Here is a 22,559-nt window from a genome sequence, read left to right as displayed (position 1 = left end):
GGAATACCAAAACTTCCGCAGGTCAACCCTTGTGGCACACTGTATGCAGGGTTCACTGGCTTGGGATTAACAATCACCTTCACCGGCTTGCGCACGCTTTTGCAGGTACCAGCTGCAGCCTCTGCATAGTAAGTGGTAGTGACAGTAGGTGTGACCGTATAACTACCACCCGTAGCAAGAAGGGTGCCGCCGGTGCTGGCATTATACCAGCGAATAGTACTGCCGGGAGCCGCCGTAGCGGTAACAATTGTTGACTGCCCGCCACAGATCGTGATGCTGTCGGTACCATTGGGAGTCGCTACTGATGGTTTACGTAAAGCAAAATAAATCCGGAAAGAAGATAACAGACCTACAAGACTGCTGGTCAATGTCACCTTCACGCGGTCAAATGTTTGTGCAGGCTTCAGTAATATTTCTCCGTCCTGGTTACCCTGGAGTATCCGCAGAATACTGGTAGATACAGCCTGTGCATCATTATTAGGAGTACTTCCATTAAATGTCTGAACAGTAACTCCTCCAAGGATAGCAGCGGAAAGAACAGCATTACTACTGCCAATACGGATAATCAGGGAATCGCATCCTGTTGTGCTGGCTGCCGGGAAGATAAGGGTCTGGTAAACGGCAACATCTAATAGTCCGGCTGTAATAGAAAAGGTGGAATAGTCGGTAAGATTGGGGTTGACCGCATTCCCGGAGTTAAGCACACCGCATCCGATACATATACCGGTACCGGAAACGCCATTATTTTCTGTGTTGGCGTATACCTGGGCATTCGCCTGCCTTACCAGGAGACATAGCAACATGAATAGACATACGGCCGCCTTTCTCAGCATGTAAAATTGAGGTTTCATTAATTTTTGGGTTTATGGAGTATCAAATAAAAACCGCATACGGCATGATTAACAACTATTACCGGGGCTATTGAACTTGCGGTTGGCAAATGGTTAGGATAATATCGCTAAGACAATGGTGATGGCGTAACCTATTGGTATAATGTAAAGATAATTACCCTTCGTTCTAAACAGATAGCAGTATAAAAAAAACTCAATACAGGGAAAGTAATAAGAAGAGGCCGCCCCATTTTACATAAAAGCCAGAGACAGCCTCTTCTGTTTCTTAACACATCCAGCAACGCGTATAACAGGTCCCCAGACAGGTTTCACGCGCTGTTGGCGGCGGGCAACCCAGACAACTTACACGGGCAGTAGGTACGCATTCAGGCGAGGTGAATGTAGCGCCCCCAAGAATAACATTTGCATTTTCGGCATTCAATGTAGCGATGTTCGCTTTTGTCAGAGATAATTTTCTCTGAAGGGTCATTTTTTTCCTTTTCATACAACAATAGAATTAAGGTGAGTCCATTCCTTTATTTCAGTGGTATTGCCGCGGAATGGTTATACAGCAATGGCTTCAAAAAAATACAGGTTTCACGGGTTAAATCAGTCTCTTGAACATCCATTTCATATCTGAAAAATATAAATCCCCACAGGAAATATTCTTCCGGTGAAGATCACATCTCCTTTCCTTAACAATTTTTTCATCTAATAAGGGTAGTCATCAGCACGGGTGTTTCATATACAGGGGATTGTCAAATTCTATAGCACAACATAGGGGGTGAAATTGTCTGTCATTATACCTGCTATAATGGAGCGGACATGATTATTTCCCCGAATCCACCCGGTTAAAACCGTTTTGTACACTTACCAATATTTCTATTATGCAACAACGTATTTCAGCCATCGCTAGCTATATCATCTGGCTGGGTAAAAACACAGTACTGGCAGCTATTGCAGGTATGATCATTTATTTTATTATTAAATCACTGCCGGGTTACGACTGGGTTTGTAATGATATGCTGAAAAGCAACATGGAAACTATATCCCTTTATCCGGACCTGACCACCGATCAGAAACTGGAGATAAAACTGGGCAAGTCCTACGGGTATCTGCGTTACGTGAAGGAACAAACACCGGAAAATGCGGTGATACTGTTTCCCGGCGCAGAAGCCTTTTCTCCGCCAGGACAGAAAAGCGACTATACCGGAGAACCCTACAACAAACTATGGGCGCTGCGCTTTCTGTATCCGCGCAAACTGGTCATCCCCTCCGAAATGGGCAAAACAAGCTACTACAGGAAGGTCACCCACATCGCTGTCGTAAACGGACTTGGCGCAGAAAAACTGGAAACGCCACCAGGCATACCTCTCACAGATATTGTGTTACCGGTAACGCCTGTTATAAAGTAATTTGACTGTTAACTTTTCCGTATTTAACCGATGCTTATATTTGCGGCGCCTTATTTAAACGGATGCCAGCTATAACAGAAACGACTGTACGCTGATAATGAAACCATACTATATGAATAAAAAAGGGAAGAAGCTTTCAGTTATCATACCAGTGTATAATGAAGAAAGTACCATCACGGCCATCCTTGAAAAGATTATGCAGGTTGAGTTACCCGGGGATGTAAGCAGGGAGCTTATTCTTGTTAACGACTGCTCTACAGACAACAGTGAGTCCAGGATCCTGGAATACCTGGGTACTTGCAAAGAAGGCACTATCGTCTATCTTAAACATGCTGAAAATAAAGGCAAGGGTGCAGCCATACGTACAGGTATACCCAAAGCCACCGGCGATTACATCCTCATACAGGATGCAGATATGGAATATGAACCCGGCGATTATCCGTTACTGTTGCAGGATCTCTTATCAGGAGAAAGCAAAGTAGTATACGGCTCCCGGTTCCTGAATAAAGTCAATAAACACTCCTATCACAGCTTCTACTGGGGCGGCCGCCTGGTTACCTTCGTGACCAACCTGCTTTACAGGCTGCAGCTCACAGATGTGCCCACCTGTTACAAGATGTTCGATGCAGCACTGCTGCGGTCTATCAACCTGGAATGCACCCGGTTTGAGTTTTGCCCGGAAGTAACAGCTAAAGTAGCCAAGCTGGGACATAGGATCGTGGAAAAGCCGATATATTATTATCCAAGGTCATTCAGTGAAGGGAAAAAGATAAAGTGGCAGGATGGTATCGAAGCAATATGGACACTGGTAAAGTACCGCTTTTCAAACTGAAATTGATGGAACCAACAAAAGATAAAAGTTACACAATACCAATCAGCAAAAGCTGGATAGGAAAAAACCTCCTGCTCGCCGCAGCGGCAGGAATCACGATATACTTCCTCATCAATAAACATCCGGGATATAAATGGGTCTGTAAGGAGATGTTCACAGAAGACAAGGAAATCCTCTCCTATCCGCCCGATCTGACTACAGGTCAGAAAACAGCGCTGAAACTGGGAAAATCGTACAACTACCTGAGCTATGTAAGAGATCACACGCCTGATACCGCAGTAATCCTGCTTCCAAGTGCAGAGGCATTCTTTCCGGCCGGTAAAAAAAGTGGTTTTATCAGTGAACCCTACAACAAGCTGTGGGCGTTACGTTTTCTCTATCCACGCAAACTGGTTGTTCCCTATGAAAAGGGCCGCACCAGCTATCTGCACAAGATCACGCATATCGCGCTCGTGAATGGTCAGGCGCCGGAATTGCTACCGGTGCAACTGGACTTTCCTTATACCGATACTATTATACAAATGAACCGGTCTGTCAAATAAAAAAAATATGTTACCAGCAGCTATACTAGTCACTATATTATCAGGATTTGCTATTGTCAATATGATAGCTGTCCGCTTCTCTATGCAGGAAAAACTGGGCTTATCTTTCCTTGTCGGCATGGCTTTCCAGACTATACTAATGGTCCTGCTTGACCAGTTGAATATCGCCGTCACGCCTGTCAGCATCACCGCCGCCACCTCAGTGGCCGTTGCAGCGATGCTTCCTTTTCTTTACAGAAAACGCCAGCATATTATCACGCCAGTAAAAGTAAAAGGTATCAATGGGCTATGGATCGTGTTCATTGGATTTATCGTGTACATAGAGTACATGAACTTTACCAAATGCCTGTACTTCCCAACCTACGACAGAGACAGCCTCGCAGGGTTTGACACCATCGGGTATATCATATCGCGGGAACATACCATCAGGCATCTCAGCATATTCCAGGGCGATTATATGCCCTCCATACACGGACCTGGCAGCTATATCACCTATGCGCCAATGGTACAACTCAGCTACGCATACGTATATATGTTTGGGGCAGAAACATCTAAACTGATACCTGCGCTGATGTTTGGTTTCTTCCTGCTTGCCTTTTACGGCGCAGCACTGAGGGCAATCGGCACTTCCGGCGCAGCGGTTGCCACCTTCTTCGCCATGATGACACCACAGATGCTCTCCTGGTCTTCCTTATCCGGCACTAATGTGATACATGCCATCTATGCATCGCTGGGTGTCATTTATTTTACGCTATGGTTCCGCAAGCGGGAACAGTCAATGTTGAGCATGGGCGCCTTATTGCTTGGAATCAATGCATGGTGTCGTTCGGAAGGGATCGTATTCATAGGAGCTTGCCTTTTCATTATGCTGATAGATGCCATCATACGCAAGCAATACAAAGCGCTTATTGAGTGCACACTGATAGCTGCAGCTCCCGCCCTGCTATGGACCCTTTTCATGAAGGTAAACGGCCTCTATGCCGAAGGAATCATCTCCACGCACCTGATCGTAGACGGTGCAAAACTAAAGACAATCTGGGATGCCATGACAAATCATTACAGCAACACCATTTACTATGGCCTCACCTTCATCGGGCTGCCTGTAGCCATACTCCTCAACATCAAATCATTAATAAAAGAGAAAGACAACATACAACTGCTGGCAGTTATCCTGTTATCTTCCTTTCTCTATATGTTCCTGCTCTACCAGGTAACCTATACCTGGGATAGTATCAACAATGTACTGGCCTACTCTGCAAAGCGTTTCCTGTTCTGCTTTACACCAATGATATGGTATTATGTGTTCAGCAACGGTAGCGTGGTCACGGCATTTTTGAAACTGGACGGCCTCTTCGCGAGGGAAAAAGCTATTACGGTTAAATAAATTATAGAATCAGTTTTTTATAAGACAGGGCATACTGATATTATCGGGCATAACCCAATCCTGGTTACTGGATAGATGCCTAAGCGTGTTGTTCTGCAGTAGGTTGATCCTGTTTGGGATGTAGTACAAAGCAAAATGGTGGGAATACTACAATGGTAATTCTTCGTATTAAGTCTATAAAAAACATTCGTCTGCCTATTTGCCTTCAAAGCAAGAGCACTTGCTACGGCTGCTAATACTACCAGGGTAACTAACCCGATTTTTGCACTTTTCATAACATTTTTTTTTGAAGTGTGAGGGTAAATATTTTACATCGTCCTGAAGAGAAGAAAGGTATTCGATTAAGGGAGTATGCCTGCGGATAGATACAGGTTGGGTACAAACGTGCCAATTATTTACAAAACAAATCCGGGGCTGTTGTCATCTTTCTATGGTAAATCTAATCACTCTCTCTGCATTACACTCACACTTCGTCGTTCATGATAAGTTATCGCAAATTCATTAATCGCTGATGATGTCAGGCACTTTAAAGAACTGTTGTCATATTTAGTTATAACAACGTTCTTCACATGTCCTACTCTGCTACAGGAAGAGGTGTCTTTGCTACCACACTTCCATATTGCAGGTAATTTATTACGACGCATAACCCGTTTACGCACAGGCTTTGCCGCCGCAACCGGCTGGCACATCTCCATCAGTGCAGTGATAATCATGTCAGCATCCTTGCCTTCCCGTAATAAAAGCAATGCCTTGCCGGTAAGCTGCCGGTATAGGGTATGTATCTTTTGTTGTTTAGGTAACTGCCGGTATACACCAGATGCCATCTTTGATGCGGTAGCCAGTAAATGGGCATTCTCCATTGTTCTGCGGAAAGCGGGGGCTTTCTTTACTCTCTTACCGGTAAGAGAGCTTTTAAGGCGTATATAGTATCTCCCATACATCTCGTAGATGCAAAGATTCTGAATAGTACCCATAAAGGGCGGTTTAACGCCTGCCGGTAAATCTATCTTTGCCATGGGATAAGGGTTTAAACAACAATGATTTATCTAAATTTACCGATTTTGTCTCAATACACCAAGCATTATTACGCTATGCTTTTATTCGCTTGTCATTCGGTTCTCATAGGTATTAAAGGCGCACGAACAGTATAGTCAACTCCCGGGCATCCCCCAGTCATCCCCCAGGCAGCCCCCACCCAACCCCCTGTTAAAAGCGCACAATGGTTAAATACAGACAATAGCTATTATATCAGTACAATGTCCTCCAGTCTATTATTAAACGCCTGGTTTACACCCACTGCTTCACATTAAGTTATCACAAACTTAATCCCACCTTAACAAAACCTTCACATTGTACTTATAATTTCGGCCCCCGAATGCAACCCGATCTTTATCGTCAATAACCTATCATGACCGTACCCGGATGCGAACACACGGTCACACTTTAAACGAGGAGCTATCATAATTACATAATCAACACTGATGAAGAATTTTTTACTGTTTCTAACCTGTATGCAAATGTTTGCACCTGACATTGCTTATAGTAGTACTGTACCAGCACACAAGGATATTCCCCCGTCAGGAAATATCCGCATCACAGAAGATGTTGTTGTACGCGGCCGCGTCACAGATGAAAAAGGTGAACCGCTACCCGGCGTAAGTATCAAACCCAAACACGGCGGCAAAGGCGCCGTTACCAACGCAAAAGGAGAATACATACTGACGCTTCCCTCCACAGGATCTTCACTGGTCTTCTCTTTTATTGGATACGTATCACGTGAAGTAGCCGTGAAAGAAACACAGCTACTGAACATCCAGATGAAGCCGGACCCAAAAACACTCAACGAAGTAACCATCACCACAGCGTTGGGCATCAAACGTGAAGAGAAACAACTGGGCTACGCCACCAGCGTACTCAGTGGTGAACAACTCACCAACGCCACCCCCAACAACTGGACAGAAGCCCTATCCGGTAAGGTAGCCGGCCTCACGCTCGTAAGATCCAACAGCGGCCCTTCCGGCTCCAACAGGATCGTACTGCGTGGTGAAAAAAACCTCACCGGCGACAACGACGCACTCATCGTAGTAGACGGCGTGGTGATCAGCTCCGGTAGCGGACGACGCACCGCCATTGCAGGTGAAAGCGCCTATGGAACCGGCAGCGACAACATGCCCGCAGACTACGGCAGCGGATTGAATGACATCAACCCGGAAGACATTGAAACCATCACCGTACTGAAAGGCCCCGGTGCAGCTGCACTATACGGACAACGCGGTGCAGGTGGCGCCGTCATCATCACCACTAAATCCGGCAGCAAAAAAAGAAAAGGTCTTGGCCTGACTTTCAACTCCAATACATCCCTGGAACAAGTAAACCGCTGGCCCAACCTGCAATACGAATATGGTCAGGGCCTCGACGGCGCCAACTATTACTCCTACGGCGCAACCCCGGACGGTGGCAGCACTTCCGGTACCAGCTCTGCATATGGCCCTCGCTTCGACGGGCAAAAGTTCTACCAATATGATCCTGTAACGCAGAAAGTAGGCACAGAGCGCACACCGTGGGTACCCTATACTAATAAGGTCCGTAAGTTTTTTAACACCGGTCATACCTATGCCAACGCTGTCAGCGTAGATGGCGGTACCGACAGAACCACTGCACGCTTCTCCTTCACCAACTTCCTCAACGACTGGATCATTCCTAATACCGGGTTCCAACGTAATACGGTGTCTATGTCCGTCAACTCAAAAGTAAACGACAAACTGCAGATCTCTTCCAAAGTAAACTATACCAACAAAAAGAGCGATAACCTGCCAGGCGCGGGATATGGCAACCAGTCTATCATGTACTGGTATATCTTCTGGCAACCCAACGCAGATCCGGATTGGTTACGCGATTACTGGGCCAAAGGTCAGGAAGGACGTATTATCAAATATCCTTTCAGCTCTTATCCTGAAAACCCCTACGCCATTGCCTATGAGTTCATCAACAGAAGTAACCGTCACGGCATCACCGGCAACGTACAGGCGTTGTATACCTTCACCGATGAGTTGAGCCTTCAGGTAAGAACCGCCATCGACTTTACGTACGAGCAACGTGCCCAGGAACGTCCTTTTGATGCAGGCGCTAAATTCCCCCGCGGAAGTTACCGCACACAGAATATATTCTCTATGGAAGCCAACACCGACTTCCTGTTGAAATATGCAAAGAAGATCAGCCATGATTTTGAACTTACAGTGAATGCCGGCGGAAGTACGCTTAACAACAACTATAACAGGGACGAGCTGCGCGCAGACTCCTTAACATATCCCGGCGTTTATACAATGGCCAATGCTGCCGGTCCGCTGGCTACTTATCCGCTGAAATCCAAATACAGGATCAACAGCTTATATGGCTTGATTACAGCAGGTTTCAGAGACTACCTGTTCATGGACGTCACCGCACGCCAGGACTGGAACAGTACCCTCGCCACACCTTATGCCGTTGATAACGCTGCTTTCTTCTATCCATCCGTGAGCGTCAGTGCGGTTGTATCAGAGATGGTGAAATTGCCGAAGTCGTTCAGCTACGCGAAACTCAGACTTTCCTACGCAGCAGTAGGTAGTGGTACAGATCCTTACCGTACTTCCTATAACTACTACTCCCCTGCCGGAAACGCTTACAACGGCGGCCTGGAAAACCCGGTGGTACTGACTAACCGTTATCTCAAACCGCTGAGAACAAAATCACTGGAAGTAGGTGCTGCTGCTAAAATGTTCAACAGCCGCTTTGGATTTGATGTAGCCCTCTACTCTTCCAATACCATCAACCAGATCCTGGAACGTAAACTGGATCAATCCAGCGGTTATAAATCGGCTATCATCAACGCCGGTAAGGTAAACAACAGAGGTATTGAAGTAGCATTAAACGGTACGCCTGTTAAAACCAGGAAAGGCTTCTCCTGGAACACAAACGTTGTTTTCTCTTACAACCAGAACAGGGTGATGTCGCTTACAGATAGTACGCTCGTATTGCGCACCGGTCCTGTTGGCGGCGGCCAGATCGTTGTGAAGCCAGGCGGCAGCATGGGCGATATGTACGGCAAGGGTTACCTCCGCGCGCCTGATGGCCAGGTGGTGTACGATTCCAAAACAGGTTTCGCAAAGATCACAGAAGACGTCATCTATCTCGGCAACACAATGCCTAAATGGAAAGTGGGCTTCTCGAACGACTTCTATTACAAACAATTCCATCTCAACCTGCTCTTTGACGCACAGTATGGCGCAGTAGGCCACTCCCTGACACACTATAAACTGGCAGAACAGGGTAAAACCACCAACACGCTTCCTGGCCGCTACAACGGCATCATCGGTAACGGTGTGGTGCAGGATGCTGACGGCAAATACCGCAAGAATGATGTGATCGCAACAGACATCGATGAATACTACCGCTCTCATTACGGTGTAGACAACGCAGAAGGCAGCACCTTCAGCACCGACTTCATCAAGTTCAGAGAAGCGAGACTCGACTACTCACTCAGCCCGAAGCTCCTCAAAAAGCTACATCTGCAGCGCGCTTCCGTGGGCATCTACGGCCGCGACCTGTGGATCTGGACCAAGTGGCCCATCTTCGATCCTGAATTTGGTACACTCAGCGGCACCGACATCGTACAGGGCTTTGAAATAGGACAGTTCCCCTCTACCAGAACTTTCGGATGCAACATCGTTATCGGACTTTAATGCTAAAAAAAATGAAGAAGATCATATATAAAATTACAGGCGCTGCGCTATCATGCAGCCTACTGTTTTCCTCCTGCACAAAGGATTTCACTACCATCAACACAGATCCTAACGGTACGCCGAAAGCGTTGCCGCAGCAACTGCTCGCGCCTGCACTTGTAGGCGTGCTTTCCGCCAACATGTCACGCAACCGCAGCTTCAACAATGAACTGATGCAGGTAAGCGTGGATATGAGTGAATCTGAAGGAAAGGTATTCCGCTACGATTACCGCTCCACCTGGTCTGATTACCTGTATAATACCTGGTACCTGGAAATGACCAACTTCAAGGATATTTACAACCTTGCAAAAGAACAACTCACCTACAACGAATCATACATGGGCATCTCCCTCATCTGCCAGGCCTGGATCTATTCTATGCTGACAGACACCTACGGCGATGTGCCCTATTTCAAATCCAATCAGGCCAAAGACAGTGCGGTATATGAACCTCCATTCGACAGACAGAAAGATATTTATCTCGATCTGTTCAAAAAACTGGAAGAAGCCAACAACCTGCTGAAACTGAATATACAGATACAATCCAACTCCGATCCCGTATACGGCGGTAACATTGCGAAGTGGCGCAAGTTCGGCAACTCCCTCTATCTTCGTTTACTGCTGAGGGTTTCAGGTAAAGCGGAAGTAGCACAGAGCTGTATCGATAAGATAAAGGAGATAGCAGAAACAAATACTGCGCAATATCCGATCATGGCCAGCACCGACGAATCCGCTATCCTTAGATGGACAGGCGCCGGACCTTATGTATCTCCGTATATGTCTGTCCGTGAGCAAGACTTCAGAACGCCAGGCGTAGGCAGCTTTTTCATTGATCACCTGGTGGCGTGGAATGATCCCCGCATCGATATTCCTACATATGGTGTGAATAACATCAACCGCTGGGGCATCGCCCCTTACCAGGGCGCATTCCTTGGTGTACCAAGCGGCTATGCACCGGGTGGTGGCCTGATCCGCAAATCATACTTTTATTCCTATACCTCTTCTACTTCGTTGCAAACCGAGCAGCTCACCGGTATGATCATGAATTATGCAGAGCTGAAATTTATTCTTGCAGAAGCTGCTGCCAAAGGCTGGATCAGCGGTTCAGCCGAAACCTTTTACAATGACGGCGCGCTGGCCAGCATCAAACAGTGGCTGCCAGCATGGCCCATCGCCATCACCGACTTCCTCGCTGCCGCTGATATCCAATGGAACAACAACGCCACACTGGATGAAAAAATGGAAAGGATACACCTGCAGAAATATTATGCACTGTTCCTCACCGACATGCAGCAATGGTTCGAATACCGCCGTACCGGCCACCCTGCACTACCCAAAGGTGAAGGTCTTCGTAACAACGGTGTGATGCCCGCCAGGATGACTTATCCGGTTTATGTGCAGTCTACCAACCCTTCCGGTTACAGATCTGCTGTCGCTGGGCAGGGACCTGATGTTATATCTACACAGGTATGGTGGCAGAAACCGTAAGAATATTTCTCTAATGATGAAAAAAAGTATGATGAAAAATATATCGATTTACTGTTTCCTTTTACTGATAATATTTTCCGGGGGATGTAAAAAAGATGCCTATCCCGGTGGACAGATCAGCCCCTATATCTCCATCTTTGATGTCAGAAGCCTGTACAAGGGAAATGACCTAACACTTACCAAAGAAAGCCTGCTTGGCTCCGACAGGATCACTGGCGTAGTGGTATCCGATCACTCCGGCAGCAACCTTCCCGCCGGCCTGCTGGTATTGCAGGAAAGCCGCCGCCTTTCTCAGCTGAGAGGTATCTCTGTTGCTATTGGCGCAGATGCTGCCACCTATGTACCCGGCGACTCCGTGATCATCCGCGTGGAAGGAGCACAGCTCAAAAGAGTGGATGGTCACCTTCAGATCACCGGCGTATCCGGAAAAGATGTCACCTGGGTATCTTCCAAAAATCCTATTCCGCTCAACCGCATCACAATCGGACAAATACTTGCCAATCCTGATGCCTACGAAAGTACCATGGGCGTAATTGTAAAAGGGGGCTTTGATCCGCTGCCAGCACCCACCGACGTGCTGGCCGGCGATAAAACACTGAATGACGGGTTCGGTGATATCCAGCTCCACACAGAAGCCAATGCCACTTTCGCCAAAACACAGGCGCCTGTAAGTGGAAACTTCTACGGCATTGTATTCGGCGCCAATAATGCACAAGGTAAACCCGGCATTCAGTTCCGTATGCGTAAGAATGAAGACATGGGCGTGCTCAGTTCTACCGTAGAGATTGCGCCTATCCTCATCACCGGCTTCATGAGCGATGTTAAAGGCCCCGATGGTAACTATGAATACATACAGCTCATGACCACCCGTGACATCGACTTTGCAGCCACTCCTTATGCTGTAGTAGTGACAAATAACGCCAACGCCTCTACGCCATCAGGCTATCCCGCTAAAGGATGGGCTACCGGCGACATGCGCACATTTAAATTCAATCTTACTTCCGGCTTTGCAGCAAAAGGGACCTTCTTCTATGTAGGCGGTACCGCTAAAACTATCAACGGGGAAAAGTCCACCAGCATCAGCACCTCCAACTGGATCAGAGCCTTCAACTACACCAGCACCAATGGCGACGGCTTCGGCACTAAAACGGGCGGTCTCCTGGCCAACAGCGGCAACGCCTCTGGTATGGCCGTATTTGCAGGCACCAACGTCACCGTTGATTCCAAACCGGTGGACGTTATCTTCATCGGAACAGGTGGTAGCCTCTTCACAGCTGGCCCTCCGGCTATGGGTTACCGTATTACCAACACTGATCTCTACGACGTCAAAAATCCTATTACACTCGCAGATCAGCCGTTCTACCGCGCCGGCTCCAATACACTCAGTATGAACTACAACACAGCAGACCTGGGCTACTTCAACTTGCTGGGAGGCGAATACAACCTTGCGCTGGGCAAATGGAAAAAAGCCAGATCACAAGTGAACGTGCTGCTATCGAAAGAGTCTACCATCAAAGAAATCGAAGGAGAAGGATCTACCAAACTCAAATAAAATACAACGGATTATGCTCAACAGAAGAAACTTCCTGAAGAACCTCGGCGCCACGGGATCATTACTGGCATTACCTGCTGCCTTCGCACAGGCAAAGCCCGCAGTGAAAACCACCGGCAGCATTGATCTTTCAGAAATCGTATTAAAAGGGAAAGTGCACAGCCGTGGCAAAGGCATCGCCGGGGTAGCTGTAACAGATGGGATCAACATCACACAAACAGACAGAAACGGGCAATACGAACTTGCAAGCAATGCTACCGCTGAATTCGTGTATATCAGTATTCCGGCAGGATATGTCTTTCCGGAAGACAAAGGCATCGCTGCTTTCTATAAACCGCTTCAGCACAAAGGGAAAATACAGACCACCGATTTCGAACTGACTAAACTCACGACTGATGATCGCAAACATAACTTCGTCGTATGGGCTGATACACAGATCATATCAAAGGCAGATGCTGCATTACTGAAAAGCCAGTCTGTGCCCGACTTACAGGCGCTCATTCAGTCATATCCGAAAGACACGCTGTTTCACGGCATAGGTTGCGGTGACCTGGTATGGGATCACTTCGAACTATTTGAAGACTATAAAGAAGCCATACACATGTGCGGCATTCCTTTCTACAACGTGATCGGGAATCATGATATGGACATCGACGCACGTACGGATGATAAATCTGCAGCCACCTTCAAACAGCAGTTCGGCCCTACCTATTACTCTTTCAACAGAGGCGATATTCACTATGTAGTGCTTGATGATGTTTTCTTCATCGGCAATGCAAAAAAATATATCGGCTACCTCACCGAAAACCAGCTTCAGTGGCTGGAGCAGGACCTTGCACTTGTGAAACCAGGCAGCACGGTGGTAGTGAGCCTGCACATCCCTACCAATACCGGTGCAGCCAGAAGGGAGCAGAAAGAAGAAGAACTGGGCGGTGTAGTATCCAACAGGAAACAACTCTACAAACTGCTGGCTCCTTTCAAAGCACATATCATGAGCGGCCACACCCACTTCAACGATAACTGGGAGGACAACAACATCATGGAACACAACCATGGTACCGTCTGTGGCGCATGGTGGACCGGCCCCATCTGCGGCGATGGTACGCCCAGCGGCTACGGCGTGTATGAAGTAGATGGCAGCGACATCAAATGGTATTACAAATCCACCGGTCTCGCAAAAGAAAAACAGCTTCGCGTCTATCCGAAAGGAAAAGTAAAAGAATCTCCCGACGAAATAGCAGTGAATGTCTGGAACTGGGACAACAAATGGAAAGTGGAATGGTACGAAGACGGCGTGCTGAAAGGTAACATGGAGCAACGTGTTGCCAATGATCCCTGGGCCGTGGAACTATACGCAGGACCAGCACTTCCCAAAAAACACAAATGGGTAGAACCTATCTTAAATGATCATATGTTCTTCGCTAAACCATCTGCCAGTGCTGTAAAGATCATCGTAAAGGCGACTGACAGGTTTGGTAATGTGTATGAGGAGAGCATTTAGGATTTTTTTATTTTGGTATGTAGTTATTTATAAATGCAGCGGAGATCGATTATTGGTATTTGATTAACAATAATAGTCGATCTCCGCTGCATTTATAAATAACTACATACCAAAATAAAAAAATCCCCTCACGCTCCTACCAATCTTGTCAGTTTAAAAAAGAACCCGAAGGGCAGGCCTCCTGGTACTACTACTACTCCTCTTGTAATAGTGGGATTATCGGAAGAAACTGCAATTCTGTAACTCACAACTCTGAAACGATCTCCTCTATTAGCTTTCACGACCCCGTTCAAGGAAATACCGTTTCCCATACCAGATGGGTTATTTGTGGTAAGATAGTACTGATAGGCATTAGTGGCTACCACCTCCCAGTTGTTGGCGGAGTTGACATTGGCTCCTGCCGGGCAACGTATCACTGCAGATAATATCCCTACTCCCCCTGTGTGATCCTTATCCGTATTGGCGGTAAACACAACGCCTATCGCGAAGAAACAATATACATTGAAAAGACCACTCTGACCTATTGTAATGGTTCCGGTGATACTGTCGAGCGTAGCATTTATGGAGTTAAAAGAGACATCAGGCGGATTGCTGCCCCATTTACATGGGTTGGTGAACACATTCCTAAGCGCCTGGTTGGAAGTAAAATTTGTGGTCAGATCTACAACCATACTACCCGTAGGTACGGTTGAAGCAAAGGCCAATCCATCCCCTCTGGTGATGAGCGCACGCAGACTATCTCTCACAGGTGTTCTCCGAAACGTAGTGGCTAGTGAATCCTTAATTACTTTGATCACCGCAGCGGAAAAACTTATGGAATCTTTCCATATCGGTGCCGTATTGCCACTCTTTGAAGACAATATCTGTCCGCTGCTGCCAGCAGTGGCTCCAGGCATTATTGCCTGAGAATACCGTATGTTGCCGTTCACATGTAACGGTTGTAAAGGACTGCCCACACCTGCTCCTACCCTGCCATTACCCGTGAGCAGAGCAGTATCGCCGCTGCGCTTCCTTACCATGAAACTGCCGGCGCCATTGGTTTCCCATTCCATGTTGAAGCTATTCAGCGTATCGATCGTTTTGCGATCAAGCTGACCGCCTAATATGGCTACAGAGTCCTGGATGGTAAGACCGTTACGAACACCAGACACCACCTGCCTGTTGCGACTGCCACAAAGATACCTCCATCCATAACGGTCGGTGCGTGTAGTGTCCAGATATTGCGCAATACAGGCACTATCTGTGTTGAATACAGTAAGCCCATACACAGAACGCTTCACGGTGATGCCGGATAACATGGCTTCCATCTGTGCAGTAGTAACACGCGGCAACAAGAATCCTTTCGCGCCGGAAGACAGCTCCAACACACTTTGAGGTGTAATAACCATATTATTGTCGCCCATTTTTATCTGCCCCGCCGATACTAACGGCAAAATGTATACGAATAATTGTAATATTCTTTTCATACGGATGCCAGTTTAACGGATACCTACAACTTTGGTTAGCTTAAACATCATGCTGATGGGGATATCGCCGGGATCAGCCAGGGAAGCGGCCGACACCGCAGGAGCTGTCGCACTTCTAGTTCCCTGATAACACAAAATCCGCAACCTGTCTCCAATATTCAATTGAGCAAGACTGCTACAAAACATACTGGATGATACGGTATTAGACAATACATAAGGCATACGGTTACCGGCTATAATGGTCCAGTTCGAGGCAGTGTTCACATCTGCGCCGGCCGCACATTTCACGATCACCGTATTAACACCAAGCCCCGCTGTTTCTGTGGCTGCCGTTGTCGCAGTGAAGGTCACCGTCAGATTAACAAGTGCATATAATTCAAATAATCCGGCATCCCCTATCGTAATAGTCCCATCTGAATTGGATAAAGTAGCGGATAATGTATTCAGAACAATATTAGGGCTGTTACCCCAAAGACATGCCCGGTTATAAACATCCGCCACCGTACGGCTGGCATTCATGTTGTTGGTTATATCCTGCGTTAATCCACTGGCGGTGAAATAAAAGCCATCGCCCTGGTTAAGCAGGGAACTGAGGGAGTCTTTGGCAGGAGACTGCCCCAGCGCGATGGCCAGCGAATCGAGTGCAGGTCTCTTATTAATAACATCTGCAAGAAACTGCGTAGAGTCTTTCCATACCGGCGGATTATTAGCACCTCTTGAAATCAATACCTGTCCACTGTTTCCGGCATTACCCGCCGGCATCAATGCCTGTGAGAACTGTACGTTACCCACTACATCAAGCCGCTGCGCAGGCGTACTGGTGCCAATGCCTATGCTGCCGCCATTGGCTACAAACAAGGTAGTATCCCCTTTATTAGTCGTCCTTTTCCTGATCATGAAATTGCCGCTGCCATTGGTTTCCCACTCCATATTGAAATTATTGAGTGTATCAATGGTTTTGCGGTCCAGCTGTCCGCCCAGTACTATTGTCATACTATCAGGCCGCAGGCCGTTCCTGGCGTCTCTTATAGGAATGCGGCTGCTGCCGCCGGGAAGATATCGCCAGCCACGTCTATCCGTAAATGCCGTATCAATATACTGCGCCATACAACTGCTGTCGGTATTAAAGATCATCATGCCGTAGATAGAACGCCTGCTGGTGGGAGTAGTTCCGAAGTTGGAAATGCCCTCCATCTGCAGAGTAGTAAGCCGGGGCAAAAGAAAGCCTTTGTTCTTACTTTCCAGTTCCAGCAAGGCACGTTGTTCTATAACATTTAAGTTGTCGCCCATCTTAATCTGCGATATCGCCTTTCCGCAGAAGAGCTCTAACAATAATAAGGTACAGGAAACATATCTGACTACAATTCGTTGAGGCACTGTTAAACTGCTCATGACATGAGATTAATAATCGATAAATTGATGACTCTTATATCTATTAAGTCAGCCCTGTGACAGAAAGGGGTGACTATATAATTGCTAAATTTCGCTTCTCTGACGGTATCCGAAGCGGGTGCTTACTAGAGAAAAAGGGGACCTTACCAGGAATGGTAAGGTACATTTTTATTCCTATAGTGTCCATGCGAACTTACTCCAAAACTCTTATAGGAAGGGATCCTTACATATTAACCGGAGGAGTGGTTTTACCCGTTGTTCCTCCATTAAAATCTATTGTCGTCACCGGATACACATCCGCAATACTTTTGCTGATCACCAGCAATTGTACTTTCCAGTTCCCATTGGTACCATCACCGGTAGTAGCACCGCTGTAATCCAACGCCAGATGCCACGTATTAGTAGCTGTGGCAAATACATTGGCGGTAATGGGCGGCACAACATTCTTCGAATTTACCACCGGCATCTGCACCATCTTGCTGAACACCAACCCTACGAGTGCTACGATGTACTTCGATGTATCAATCTTTGTATCATAGTCAGTGATTTGTGTTTTGGAAACATTGTTCAGGTTGTAGGTAATGAGGCTGATGGTAGAGGCATTATTCACCGTGGCAATCTTCACCACTTCTCCGCCCGGCAACACTCCCAGCGATGCGACACTTCCGCTGGCTACCGGCATATTGTCTATATACAGTTTATTCTTCGTGTATACATTACCATTTACATCCCAGGTACCACGGGGAGTATTGGTGCCCAGCCCGACTTTGGGGGCTTGTGCCCATGTATACATGCTGATACAGCACATTATCGTTATGAACACTATCTTCTTCATAAAAACACTATTAGGTTCAGATACCCGTTGGGGAAGCAGGTGCGCTGCCGTTGTTGTTTCCTTTCAGATCTACCGAAACGGGACTGAGCATATTTGAAATAATTTTGTTCACTGCCAGAATACTTACACGCCAGGTACCATTACCCTCCGCCGATTTACCTCCCACATAATCCAGGTTGATGTGCCAGGTGTTATTCTGCTGAAAGAGGCGGATCTTCACCGGTGGTACTTTACCATCCGTAGTAAGCCCCACTTTTTTGTCGAAAGTGTACCCTGCTATCGACAACACAAAGTCTGAAATAGGGATGCCTGTATCAAAATCCGTTACATTGTTTCCATCTCCTCCTATATTCGTCAGCGCATAAGTCAGGAAATTGAACGAAGTGACATTACCGCTCCTTGTCAGGATCTTTACTATTTCATTGGACGAGCCGATGCCAATCAATGGTATCTTACTGTTAGAAACAGTCATACCATCCACCACCAGCGTATCTTTCACGTAAGCGTCGCCGTTAATGTCCAGTTTCTGCCGTGGTGTCAGTATACCTACGCCCACAGGCGCAGTGCTCTGTGCGCTTGTAGCCATGTAGCACGTGAGCAGACATAATACCGGTAATATATACTTCAGCATAATGAGTATTTTGGATGATTAAAGACCCGTTGGCGCTTGCGCAGCCGTTTTGGACGAACTCCCCCCGAAATCCTCCGTGATGGGCGACAATACTTTCGCCAGACTTTTGTTCATCACCAGCAGGAACAAGTTCCAGGTGCTGTTCACTGTAGGCGCCGTGCCTACGTAGTCAGCGGCAAGGTGCCAGGTTTTTGTATTGTTGTCTACCCATGTTTCAATACGCAACGGTGCTATATTATTGCCGTTCGTTCTGATAGGATCCACCAGATCATAGGCAGCAATTGTTACCACGTAATCGGTACCGGAAATCTTTGTATCAAAATCGTTCACCCAGTCGAGGTCTACATTCTTCAGTTCGTAAGAGATCACATTCACTGGCACTATATTGTTACCACCCGTCTGCGGCGCCACTTTCACGATCTGGTTTTTACTGTCGATACCTATGAGTGGCGTCTGTTTATCAGCAGTACCCATATTCTCCACAAATAATTTCCCGGAGATATATAGTCCGCCGTTGATATCCATGCCGCCACGGGCTGTGCTCTTCCCGGTAGCCACCTTTACGTCCGGCGGTACCGGCGACTGTGTGCGGGCCAACATCGGCAGTAATATCAATATGAACACTATCTTCTTCATGTTTCCGGTTTTAAGATTTCATCAGCGCATCAGTGTCAGGAACCCAACGAAACGCTGTACCTTATTAGTCTGCACTTTATCCTTGATTGTAATAACATAGTAATAGGTACCATCGGGCAGTATGTCGCCTACGCGCAAGCCACGGTTGCTACGGCCCTCCCAGTTGTTTTTATAATCGGCATTTTCGTACACAACATCGCCCCAGCGGTTAACGATCTTCATATCCACCTGCGCGGTCGGGTCCAGCCCTTCTATGACAAAGCGGTCGTTCCTGCCGTCGCCATTCGGAGAGATACCTTCCGGTATTTTCAGCTTCACCTCTTTGAGCGTGATCGGTGTAGGATCATTATAGTTAGTAGGATCACCGTTGTTGTTGGGTGGCATGATCTCTTTGTCGTTGGAAATGTCTTTCACCACTACATCACCATTCTTTCCTGCCACCTGCGCCGAACTATAGAAGGTACCATAGCGGCCGTCAGGCGTAATATTCAGTGTAAAGCTCACCGTATCCTGCTGTTGCGGCGCCAGCTGACTCAGTTCTTTCAGCAGCTGAATGTCTGCATTACCATCAAAGCCATCATTCAGCACCAATCCGTCAGACTGTTTTACCGGTCCTACCCTTCTGAACTTCATCGGGTAAGGGAACGTATTGCTGAGATTATGGGAGAGCATAACACTGTCGAGCGGCACATCTCCCATATTACGTAGTATAAGCGTGATTGTAACCGTGTAGGTCTGATCCGCTTCCAGTTTCGGTTCGGAAGCCAGTTGTGCCAGACCGATAAGCGCTTTGCGTAATGCTTCAGAGAAGGTGAAAGGCCCCAGTGCAGTTAAAGCATTGCCGCTGCTTACGGCGCCTTCATTGTTATTGCCCGTAGGATTACTGGCGCCGCCGCTTTCCCACTTGCTCCCATTCCAGCGGGCAACCAGCACTCCGGGTAGAGAAGCTACCATGGTGGCTGTTTTGCCAGCATTCCAGGTAAGTGTAACGGTAACGGGTGTACGGCCTGATTCGCGGTCCAACACCCAATATTCATTTTTATTCACACCGCTAATCCTCCCATCTGTTAACTGCGGATCAAAGGGAGAAGTACTGCCATTTCTGAAGAAATATTCTGCAGCAATCGTTTCGTTATTATCTGTGGGCGCACTGATCCCTGCAGGTCTGTAGTAGCTATCGTTACCGATAGGATATACAAAACTTTCATTCCCTGTTTTCTTCACTTTCCCGGAAACATGGCTTTTATCGGAAGGATTTATGGCCCGTGCACCATTCAGGAAAGTCACCCACCCTTGCAGTGTAGTTTTCATAACGCCATTGGTGAAATCCATATCCTTCCGGACATTCATTTCATTGCTCAGGTTGTATGCAATGCCATTAACCACGCTATTCATCACTACATGAAAGAAACTTCCCGGCTGGGTTCCGGCTATCTGTTGCAGTACTGCGCCGTTGAAAAACGTAGTACCGGTATCGTTAGCGGCCATAGTACCGTTGTTGGTCATATTCTTTTTGAAAGTGACCTGCCCGCTGTTATGGTAATTGCCGTCATTGGTGAAATGATCACCGAAATAAACAACCGTATTCCCGCTGATGTGCAGTTCACCTTTATTTACAGCAGTCTGGGCAGAGGTGCTTAGCACCCCTCCCAGGAAACAAACTGCTGTTGATATGTTCAGGTATAATCTGTTAATCATTTTATTGGTTGCTAATGTTCATAATTTCATTCATCAGAAACTATAGCTGATCACGTACCAGCTGGTTCCATCCGACACCAGCGTGACTTTCAATGCCCCACCGGTAGCCCCTCCTCCGAATGATGACAGCAAGGAGCTAGACGTGACCGTATCCGAATAGATCACCGACGTATTAAAGGATAACGTCTGGCTAGGCGTCAGCTGGTTAATAATCAGCATCCTGTTCTTACTTGCGGACGCAGCTGGTAGTGTGATCGTACGTGTTGCAGTCATACCTCTTTCAATGATGATATAATCATTGGCAGCCACTGTGTAATTCTGGTCTGTGATCACTTTTACATTGGTGACAACAGGATTACTTTGTATGATGGAAAGGATAGTATCTTTCACCGGCTTCGTTACCAGCGTTTTTGCCAGCGTGTCTCTTACGGCCTGACTGGAGAGGCTGTCAATAAATACCTGTTTGGTGCTGTCGCGGAAAGCCCTGCTGTTAACACCGATGTTAAAGCGTTTGAACACTGCACTGTCAGCACCTTTACTTAACGGGTTGCCTGCTTTATCATATAACTGGATGAAGCCTCTTTGACCTACGGAATCTGCTTTATTCTTCAATCCTATGAACAAGCTATCACGGATAACCTGGTTCTTCGTTACCATGCTAAGCACACTATCTCTAACACGCCCTTTATTGAGGCTATCCAATACCACCAGACTCACACTGTCACGGAAGATCTTGCCGTTCACACCAATATTGAAACGTTTGAACACAGCACTATCTGCACCAGCAGCTAATGCCTTGCCGGACTTATCATACAATTGAATGAAGTCCCGCTGACCTACGGAATCTGCTTTATTCTTCAATCCTATGAACAAGCTATCACGGATAACCTGGTTCTTCGTTACCATGCTAAGCACACTGTCACGCACTCGCCCTTTATTGAGGCTATCCAATACCACCAGACTCACACTGTCACGGAAGATCTTGCCGTTCACACCAATATTGAAACGTTTGAACACAGCACTATCTGCACCAGCAGCTAATGCCTTACCGGACTTATCATACAACTGGATGAAGTCTCGCTGGCCTACGGAATCGGCTTTATTCTTCAGGCCTATAAATAAACTATCACGAACGGTTTTATTATTAGTGACTATCTGCAACACACTATCCCGCACTCGCCCTTTGTTGAGGCTATCCAGCACTACCAGGCTCACACTGTCACGGAAGATCTTTCCATTCACACCGATGTTGAAGCGTTTGAACACAGCGCTATCTGCACCGGCAGCCAATGGGTTACCGGATTTATCATACAACTGGATGAAGTCTCGCTGGCCTACGGAATCTGACTTATTCTTCAGACCAACAAATAGGCTGTCTCGAACGGTTTTATTATTAGTGACTATCTGCAACTCACTATCCCGCACCCGCCCTTTATTCAGGCTATCCAGCACTACCAGGCTCACACTGTCCCGGAAGATCTTGCCATTCACTCCAATGGATCGTTTCGGCCTGACTCGCGTTTACGGCGGCCCCGGCCACGTTGTCATAGGCGCCGATCCAGGGCCGGGCTTCCCGCCACGTGCCGGCTCCTTCGGAGATC

At 47.2% G+C, this 22,559-nt stretch carries 18 protein-coding genes; 8 read left to right on the top strand and 10 right to left on the bottom strand.

Going from position 1 to position 22,559, the window contains the following annotated elements; genetic code table 11:
- Both VM802_RS07525 and VM802_RS07520 read right to left on the bottom strand, forming a co-directional pair.
- Window positions 1–851: immunoglobulin domain-containing protein (locus VM802_RS07525; RefSeq protein ID WP_325529210.1), on the bottom strand; the 851-nt coding region annotated here is incomplete at its 3' end.
- Between the two features lie 265 nt (window positions 852–1,116).
- A complete protein-coding gene (locus VM802_RS07520) occupies window positions 1,117–1,335 on the bottom strand; it encodes a class I lanthipeptide (protein WP_325529209.1) in 219 nt (72 codons plus the stop codon).
- 382 nt (window positions 1,336–1,717) lie between these two features.
- On the opposite strand from VM802_RS07520, the gene VM802_RS07515 reads away from it, so the two are divergent.
- The 4 genes from VM802_RS07515 to VM802_RS07500 all read left to right on the top strand — a co-directional run bounded on the left by VM802_RS07515 (window position 1,718) and on the right by VM802_RS07500 (window position 5,003).
- Entirely contained in the window at window positions 1,718–2,245 is a 528-nt protein-coding gene (locus VM802_RS07515) for a hypothetical protein (RefSeq protein WP_325529208.1), read from the top strand.
- A 112-nt stretch (window positions 2,246–2,357) separates the two neighbouring features.
- Window positions 2,358–3,077 carry a glycosyltransferase family 2 protein gene (locus VM802_RS07510; RefSeq protein WP_325529207.1) on the top strand — a complete coding sequence of 240 codons (720 nt, stop codon included), beginning with the start codon at window positions 2,358–2,360 and terminating at the stop codon, window positions 3,075–3,077.
- A gap of 5 nt (window positions 3,078–3,082) precedes the next feature.
- Window positions 3,083–3,619, top strand: coding sequence for a hypothetical protein (locus tag VM802_RS07505; RefSeq protein ID WP_325529206.1), 537 nt, complete (start codon window positions 3,083–3,085; stop codon window positions 3,617–3,619).
- Between the two features lie 7 nt (window positions 3,620–3,626).
- Window positions 3,627–5,003 (top strand): hypothetical protein, encoded by a 1,377-nt coding sequence (locus tag VM802_RS07500; protein WP_325529205.1) that lies wholly within the window; start codon window positions 3,627–3,629, stop codon window positions 5,001–5,003.
- Between the two features lie 443 nt (window positions 5,004–5,446).
- On the opposite strand, the gene VM802_RS07495 is transcribed toward VM802_RS07500, so the two are convergent.
- Window positions 5,447–6,019, bottom strand: a complete 573-nt coding sequence (locus VM802_RS07495; RefSeq protein WP_325529204.1) for a hypothetical protein — start codon at window positions 6,017–6,019, stop codon at window positions 5,447–5,449.
- Between the two features lie 465 nt (window positions 6,020–6,484).
- Here VM802_RS07495 and VM802_RS07490 point away from each other — a divergent pair, with 465 nt between their 5' ends.
- The 4 genes from VM802_RS07490 to VM802_RS07475 are packed head-to-tail and all read left to right on the top strand — an operon-like array spanning window position 6,485 to window position 14,300.
- Window positions 6,485–9,721 carry a SusC/RagA family TonB-linked outer membrane protein gene (locus tag VM802_RS07490; protein ID WP_325529203.1) on the top strand — a complete coding sequence of 1,079 codons (3,237 nt, stop codon included), beginning with the start codon at window positions 6,485–6,487 and terminating at the stop codon, window positions 9,719–9,721.
- Window positions 9,722–9,732: 11 nt separating this feature from the next.
- Entirely contained in the window at window positions 9,733–11,247 is a 1,515-nt protein-coding gene (locus VM802_RS07485) for a SusD/RagB family nutrient-binding outer membrane lipoprotein (protein WP_325529202.1), read from the top strand.
- A gap of 28 nt (window positions 11,248–11,275) precedes the next feature.
- A complete protein-coding gene (locus VM802_RS07480; RefSeq protein ID WP_325529201.1) occupies window positions 11,276–12,799 on the top strand; it encodes a DUF5689 domain-containing protein in 1,524 nt (507 codons plus the stop codon).
- Between the two features lie 13 nt (window positions 12,800–12,812).
- Window positions 12,813–14,300 (top strand): calcineurin-like phosphoesterase C-terminal domain-containing protein, encoded by a 1,488-nt coding sequence (locus tag VM802_RS07475; RefSeq protein WP_325529200.1) that lies wholly within the window; start codon window positions 12,813–12,815, stop codon window positions 14,298–14,300.
- 128 nt (window positions 14,301–14,428) lie between these two features.
- On the opposite strand, the gene VM802_RS07470 is transcribed toward VM802_RS07475, so the two are convergent.
- From VM802_RS07470 to VM802_RS07440, 7 genes are all read right to left on the bottom strand, one after another.
- Entirely contained in the window at window positions 14,429–15,766 is a 1,338-nt protein-coding gene (locus VM802_RS07470; protein WP_325529199.1) for a phage tail-like protein, read from the bottom strand.
- Window positions 15,767–15,778: 12 nt separating this feature from the next.
- Window positions 15,779–17,158 (bottom strand): phage tail-like protein, encoded by a 1,380-nt coding sequence (locus VM802_RS07465; protein WP_325529198.1) that lies wholly within the window; start codon window positions 17,156–17,158, stop codon window positions 15,779–15,781.
- A 223-nt stretch (window positions 17,159–17,381) separates the two neighbouring features.
- Window positions 17,382–17,993: a hypothetical protein gene (locus VM802_RS07460; RefSeq protein WP_325529197.1), complete on the bottom strand. Its 612-nt coding sequence runs from the start codon at window positions 17,991–17,993 to the stop codon at window positions 17,382–17,384.
- 16 nt (window positions 17,994–18,009) lie between these two features.
- Window positions 18,010–18,624 carry a hypothetical protein gene (locus VM802_RS07455; protein WP_325529196.1) on the bottom strand — a complete coding sequence of 205 codons (615 nt, stop codon included), beginning with the start codon at window positions 18,622–18,624 and terminating at the stop codon, window positions 18,010–18,012.
- A gap of 18 nt (window positions 18,625–18,642) precedes the next feature.
- Window positions 18,643–19,260 (bottom strand): hypothetical protein, encoded by a 618-nt coding sequence (locus VM802_RS07450; protein ID WP_325529195.1) that lies wholly within the window; start codon window positions 19,258–19,260, stop codon window positions 18,643–18,645.
- Between the two features lie 21 nt (window positions 19,261–19,281).
- A complete protein-coding gene (locus VM802_RS07445) occupies window positions 19,282–20,958 on the bottom strand; it encodes a T9SS type B sorting domain-containing protein (protein ID WP_325529194.1) in 1,677 nt (558 codons plus the stop codon).
- A gap of 33 nt (window positions 20,959–20,991) precedes the next feature.
- Complete coding sequence (locus VM802_RS07440; protein WP_325529193.1) at window positions 20,992–22,449, bottom strand: hypothetical protein; 1,458 nt, start codon at window positions 22,447–22,449, stop codon at window positions 20,992–20,994.
- Window positions 22,450–22,559: the final 110 nt, after the last annotated feature.

The organism is Chitinophaga sp. (assembly GCF_035538455.1).
Classification (GTDB): Bacteria; Bacteroidota; Bacteroidia; order Chitinophagales; family Chitinophagaceae; genus Chitinophaga.
The sequence above is the reverse complement of the archived record's forward strand: the minus strand, read 5'-3'. Positions and strand labels throughout refer to the sequence as shown.

What these genes read in the sequence shown, in the direction of transcription:
- VM802_RS07445 (WP_325529194.1), bottom strand. Translation starts at nt 20,958, where the DNA reads ATGATTAACAGATTATACCTGAACATATCAACAGCAGTTTGTTTCCTG.
- VM802_RS07515 (WP_325529208.1), top strand. Translation starts at nt 1,718, where the DNA reads ATGCAACAACGTATTTCAGCCATCGCTAGCTATATCATCTGGCTGGGT.
- VM802_RS07485 (WP_325529202.1), top strand. Translation starts at nt 9,733, where the DNA reads ATGAAGAAGATCATATATAAAATTACAGGCGCTGCGCTATCATGCAGC.
- VM802_RS07470 (WP_325529199.1), bottom strand. Translation starts at nt 15,766, where the DNA reads ATGAAAAGAATATTACAATTATTCGTATACATTTTGCCGTTAGTATCG.
- VM802_RS07500 (WP_325529205.1), top strand. Translation starts at nt 3,627, where the DNA reads ATGTTACCAGCAGCTATACTAGTCACTATATTATCAGGATTTGCTATT.
- VM802_RS07510 (WP_325529207.1), top strand. Translation starts at nt 2,358, where the DNA reads ATGAATAAAAAAGGGAAGAAGCTTTCAGTTATCATACCAGTGTATAAT.
- VM802_RS07490 (WP_325529203.1), top strand. Translation starts at nt 6,485, where the DNA reads ATGAAGAATTTTTTACTGTTTCTAACCTGTATGCAAATGTTTGCACCT.
- VM802_RS07520 (WP_325529209.1), bottom strand. Translation starts at nt 1,335, where the DNA reads ATGAAAAGGAAAAAAATGACCCTTCAGAGAAAATTATCTCTGACAAAA.
- VM802_RS07460 (WP_325529197.1), bottom strand. Translation starts at nt 17,993, where the DNA reads ATGAAGAAGATAGTGTTCATAACGATAATGTGCTGTATCAGCATGTAT.
- VM802_RS07455 (WP_325529196.1), bottom strand. Translation starts at nt 18,624, where the DNA reads ATGCTGAAGTATATATTACCGGTATTATGTCTGCTCACGTGCTACATG.
- VM802_RS07475 (WP_325529200.1), top strand. Translation starts at nt 12,813, where the DNA reads ATGCTCAACAGAAGAAACTTCCTGAAGAACCTCGGCGCCACGGGATCA.
- VM802_RS07480 (WP_325529201.1), top strand. Translation starts at nt 11,276, where the DNA reads ATGATGAAAAATATATCGATTTACTGTTTCCTTTTACTGATAATATTT.
- VM802_RS07450 (WP_325529195.1), bottom strand. Translation starts at nt 19,260, where the DNA reads ATGAAGAAGATAGTGTTCATATTGATATTACTGCCGATGTTGGCCCGC.
- VM802_RS07505 (WP_325529206.1), top strand. Translation starts at nt 3,083, where the DNA reads ATGGAACCAACAAAAGATAAAAGTTACACAATACCAATCAGCAAAAGC.
- VM802_RS07465 (WP_325529198.1), bottom strand. Translation starts at nt 17,158, where the DNA reads ATGAGCAGTTTAACAGTGCCTCAACGAATTGTAGTCAGATATGTTTCC.
- VM802_RS07495 (WP_325529204.1), bottom strand. Translation starts at nt 6,019, where the DNA reads ATGGCAAAGATAGATTTACCGGCAGGCGTTAAACCGCCCTTTATGGGT.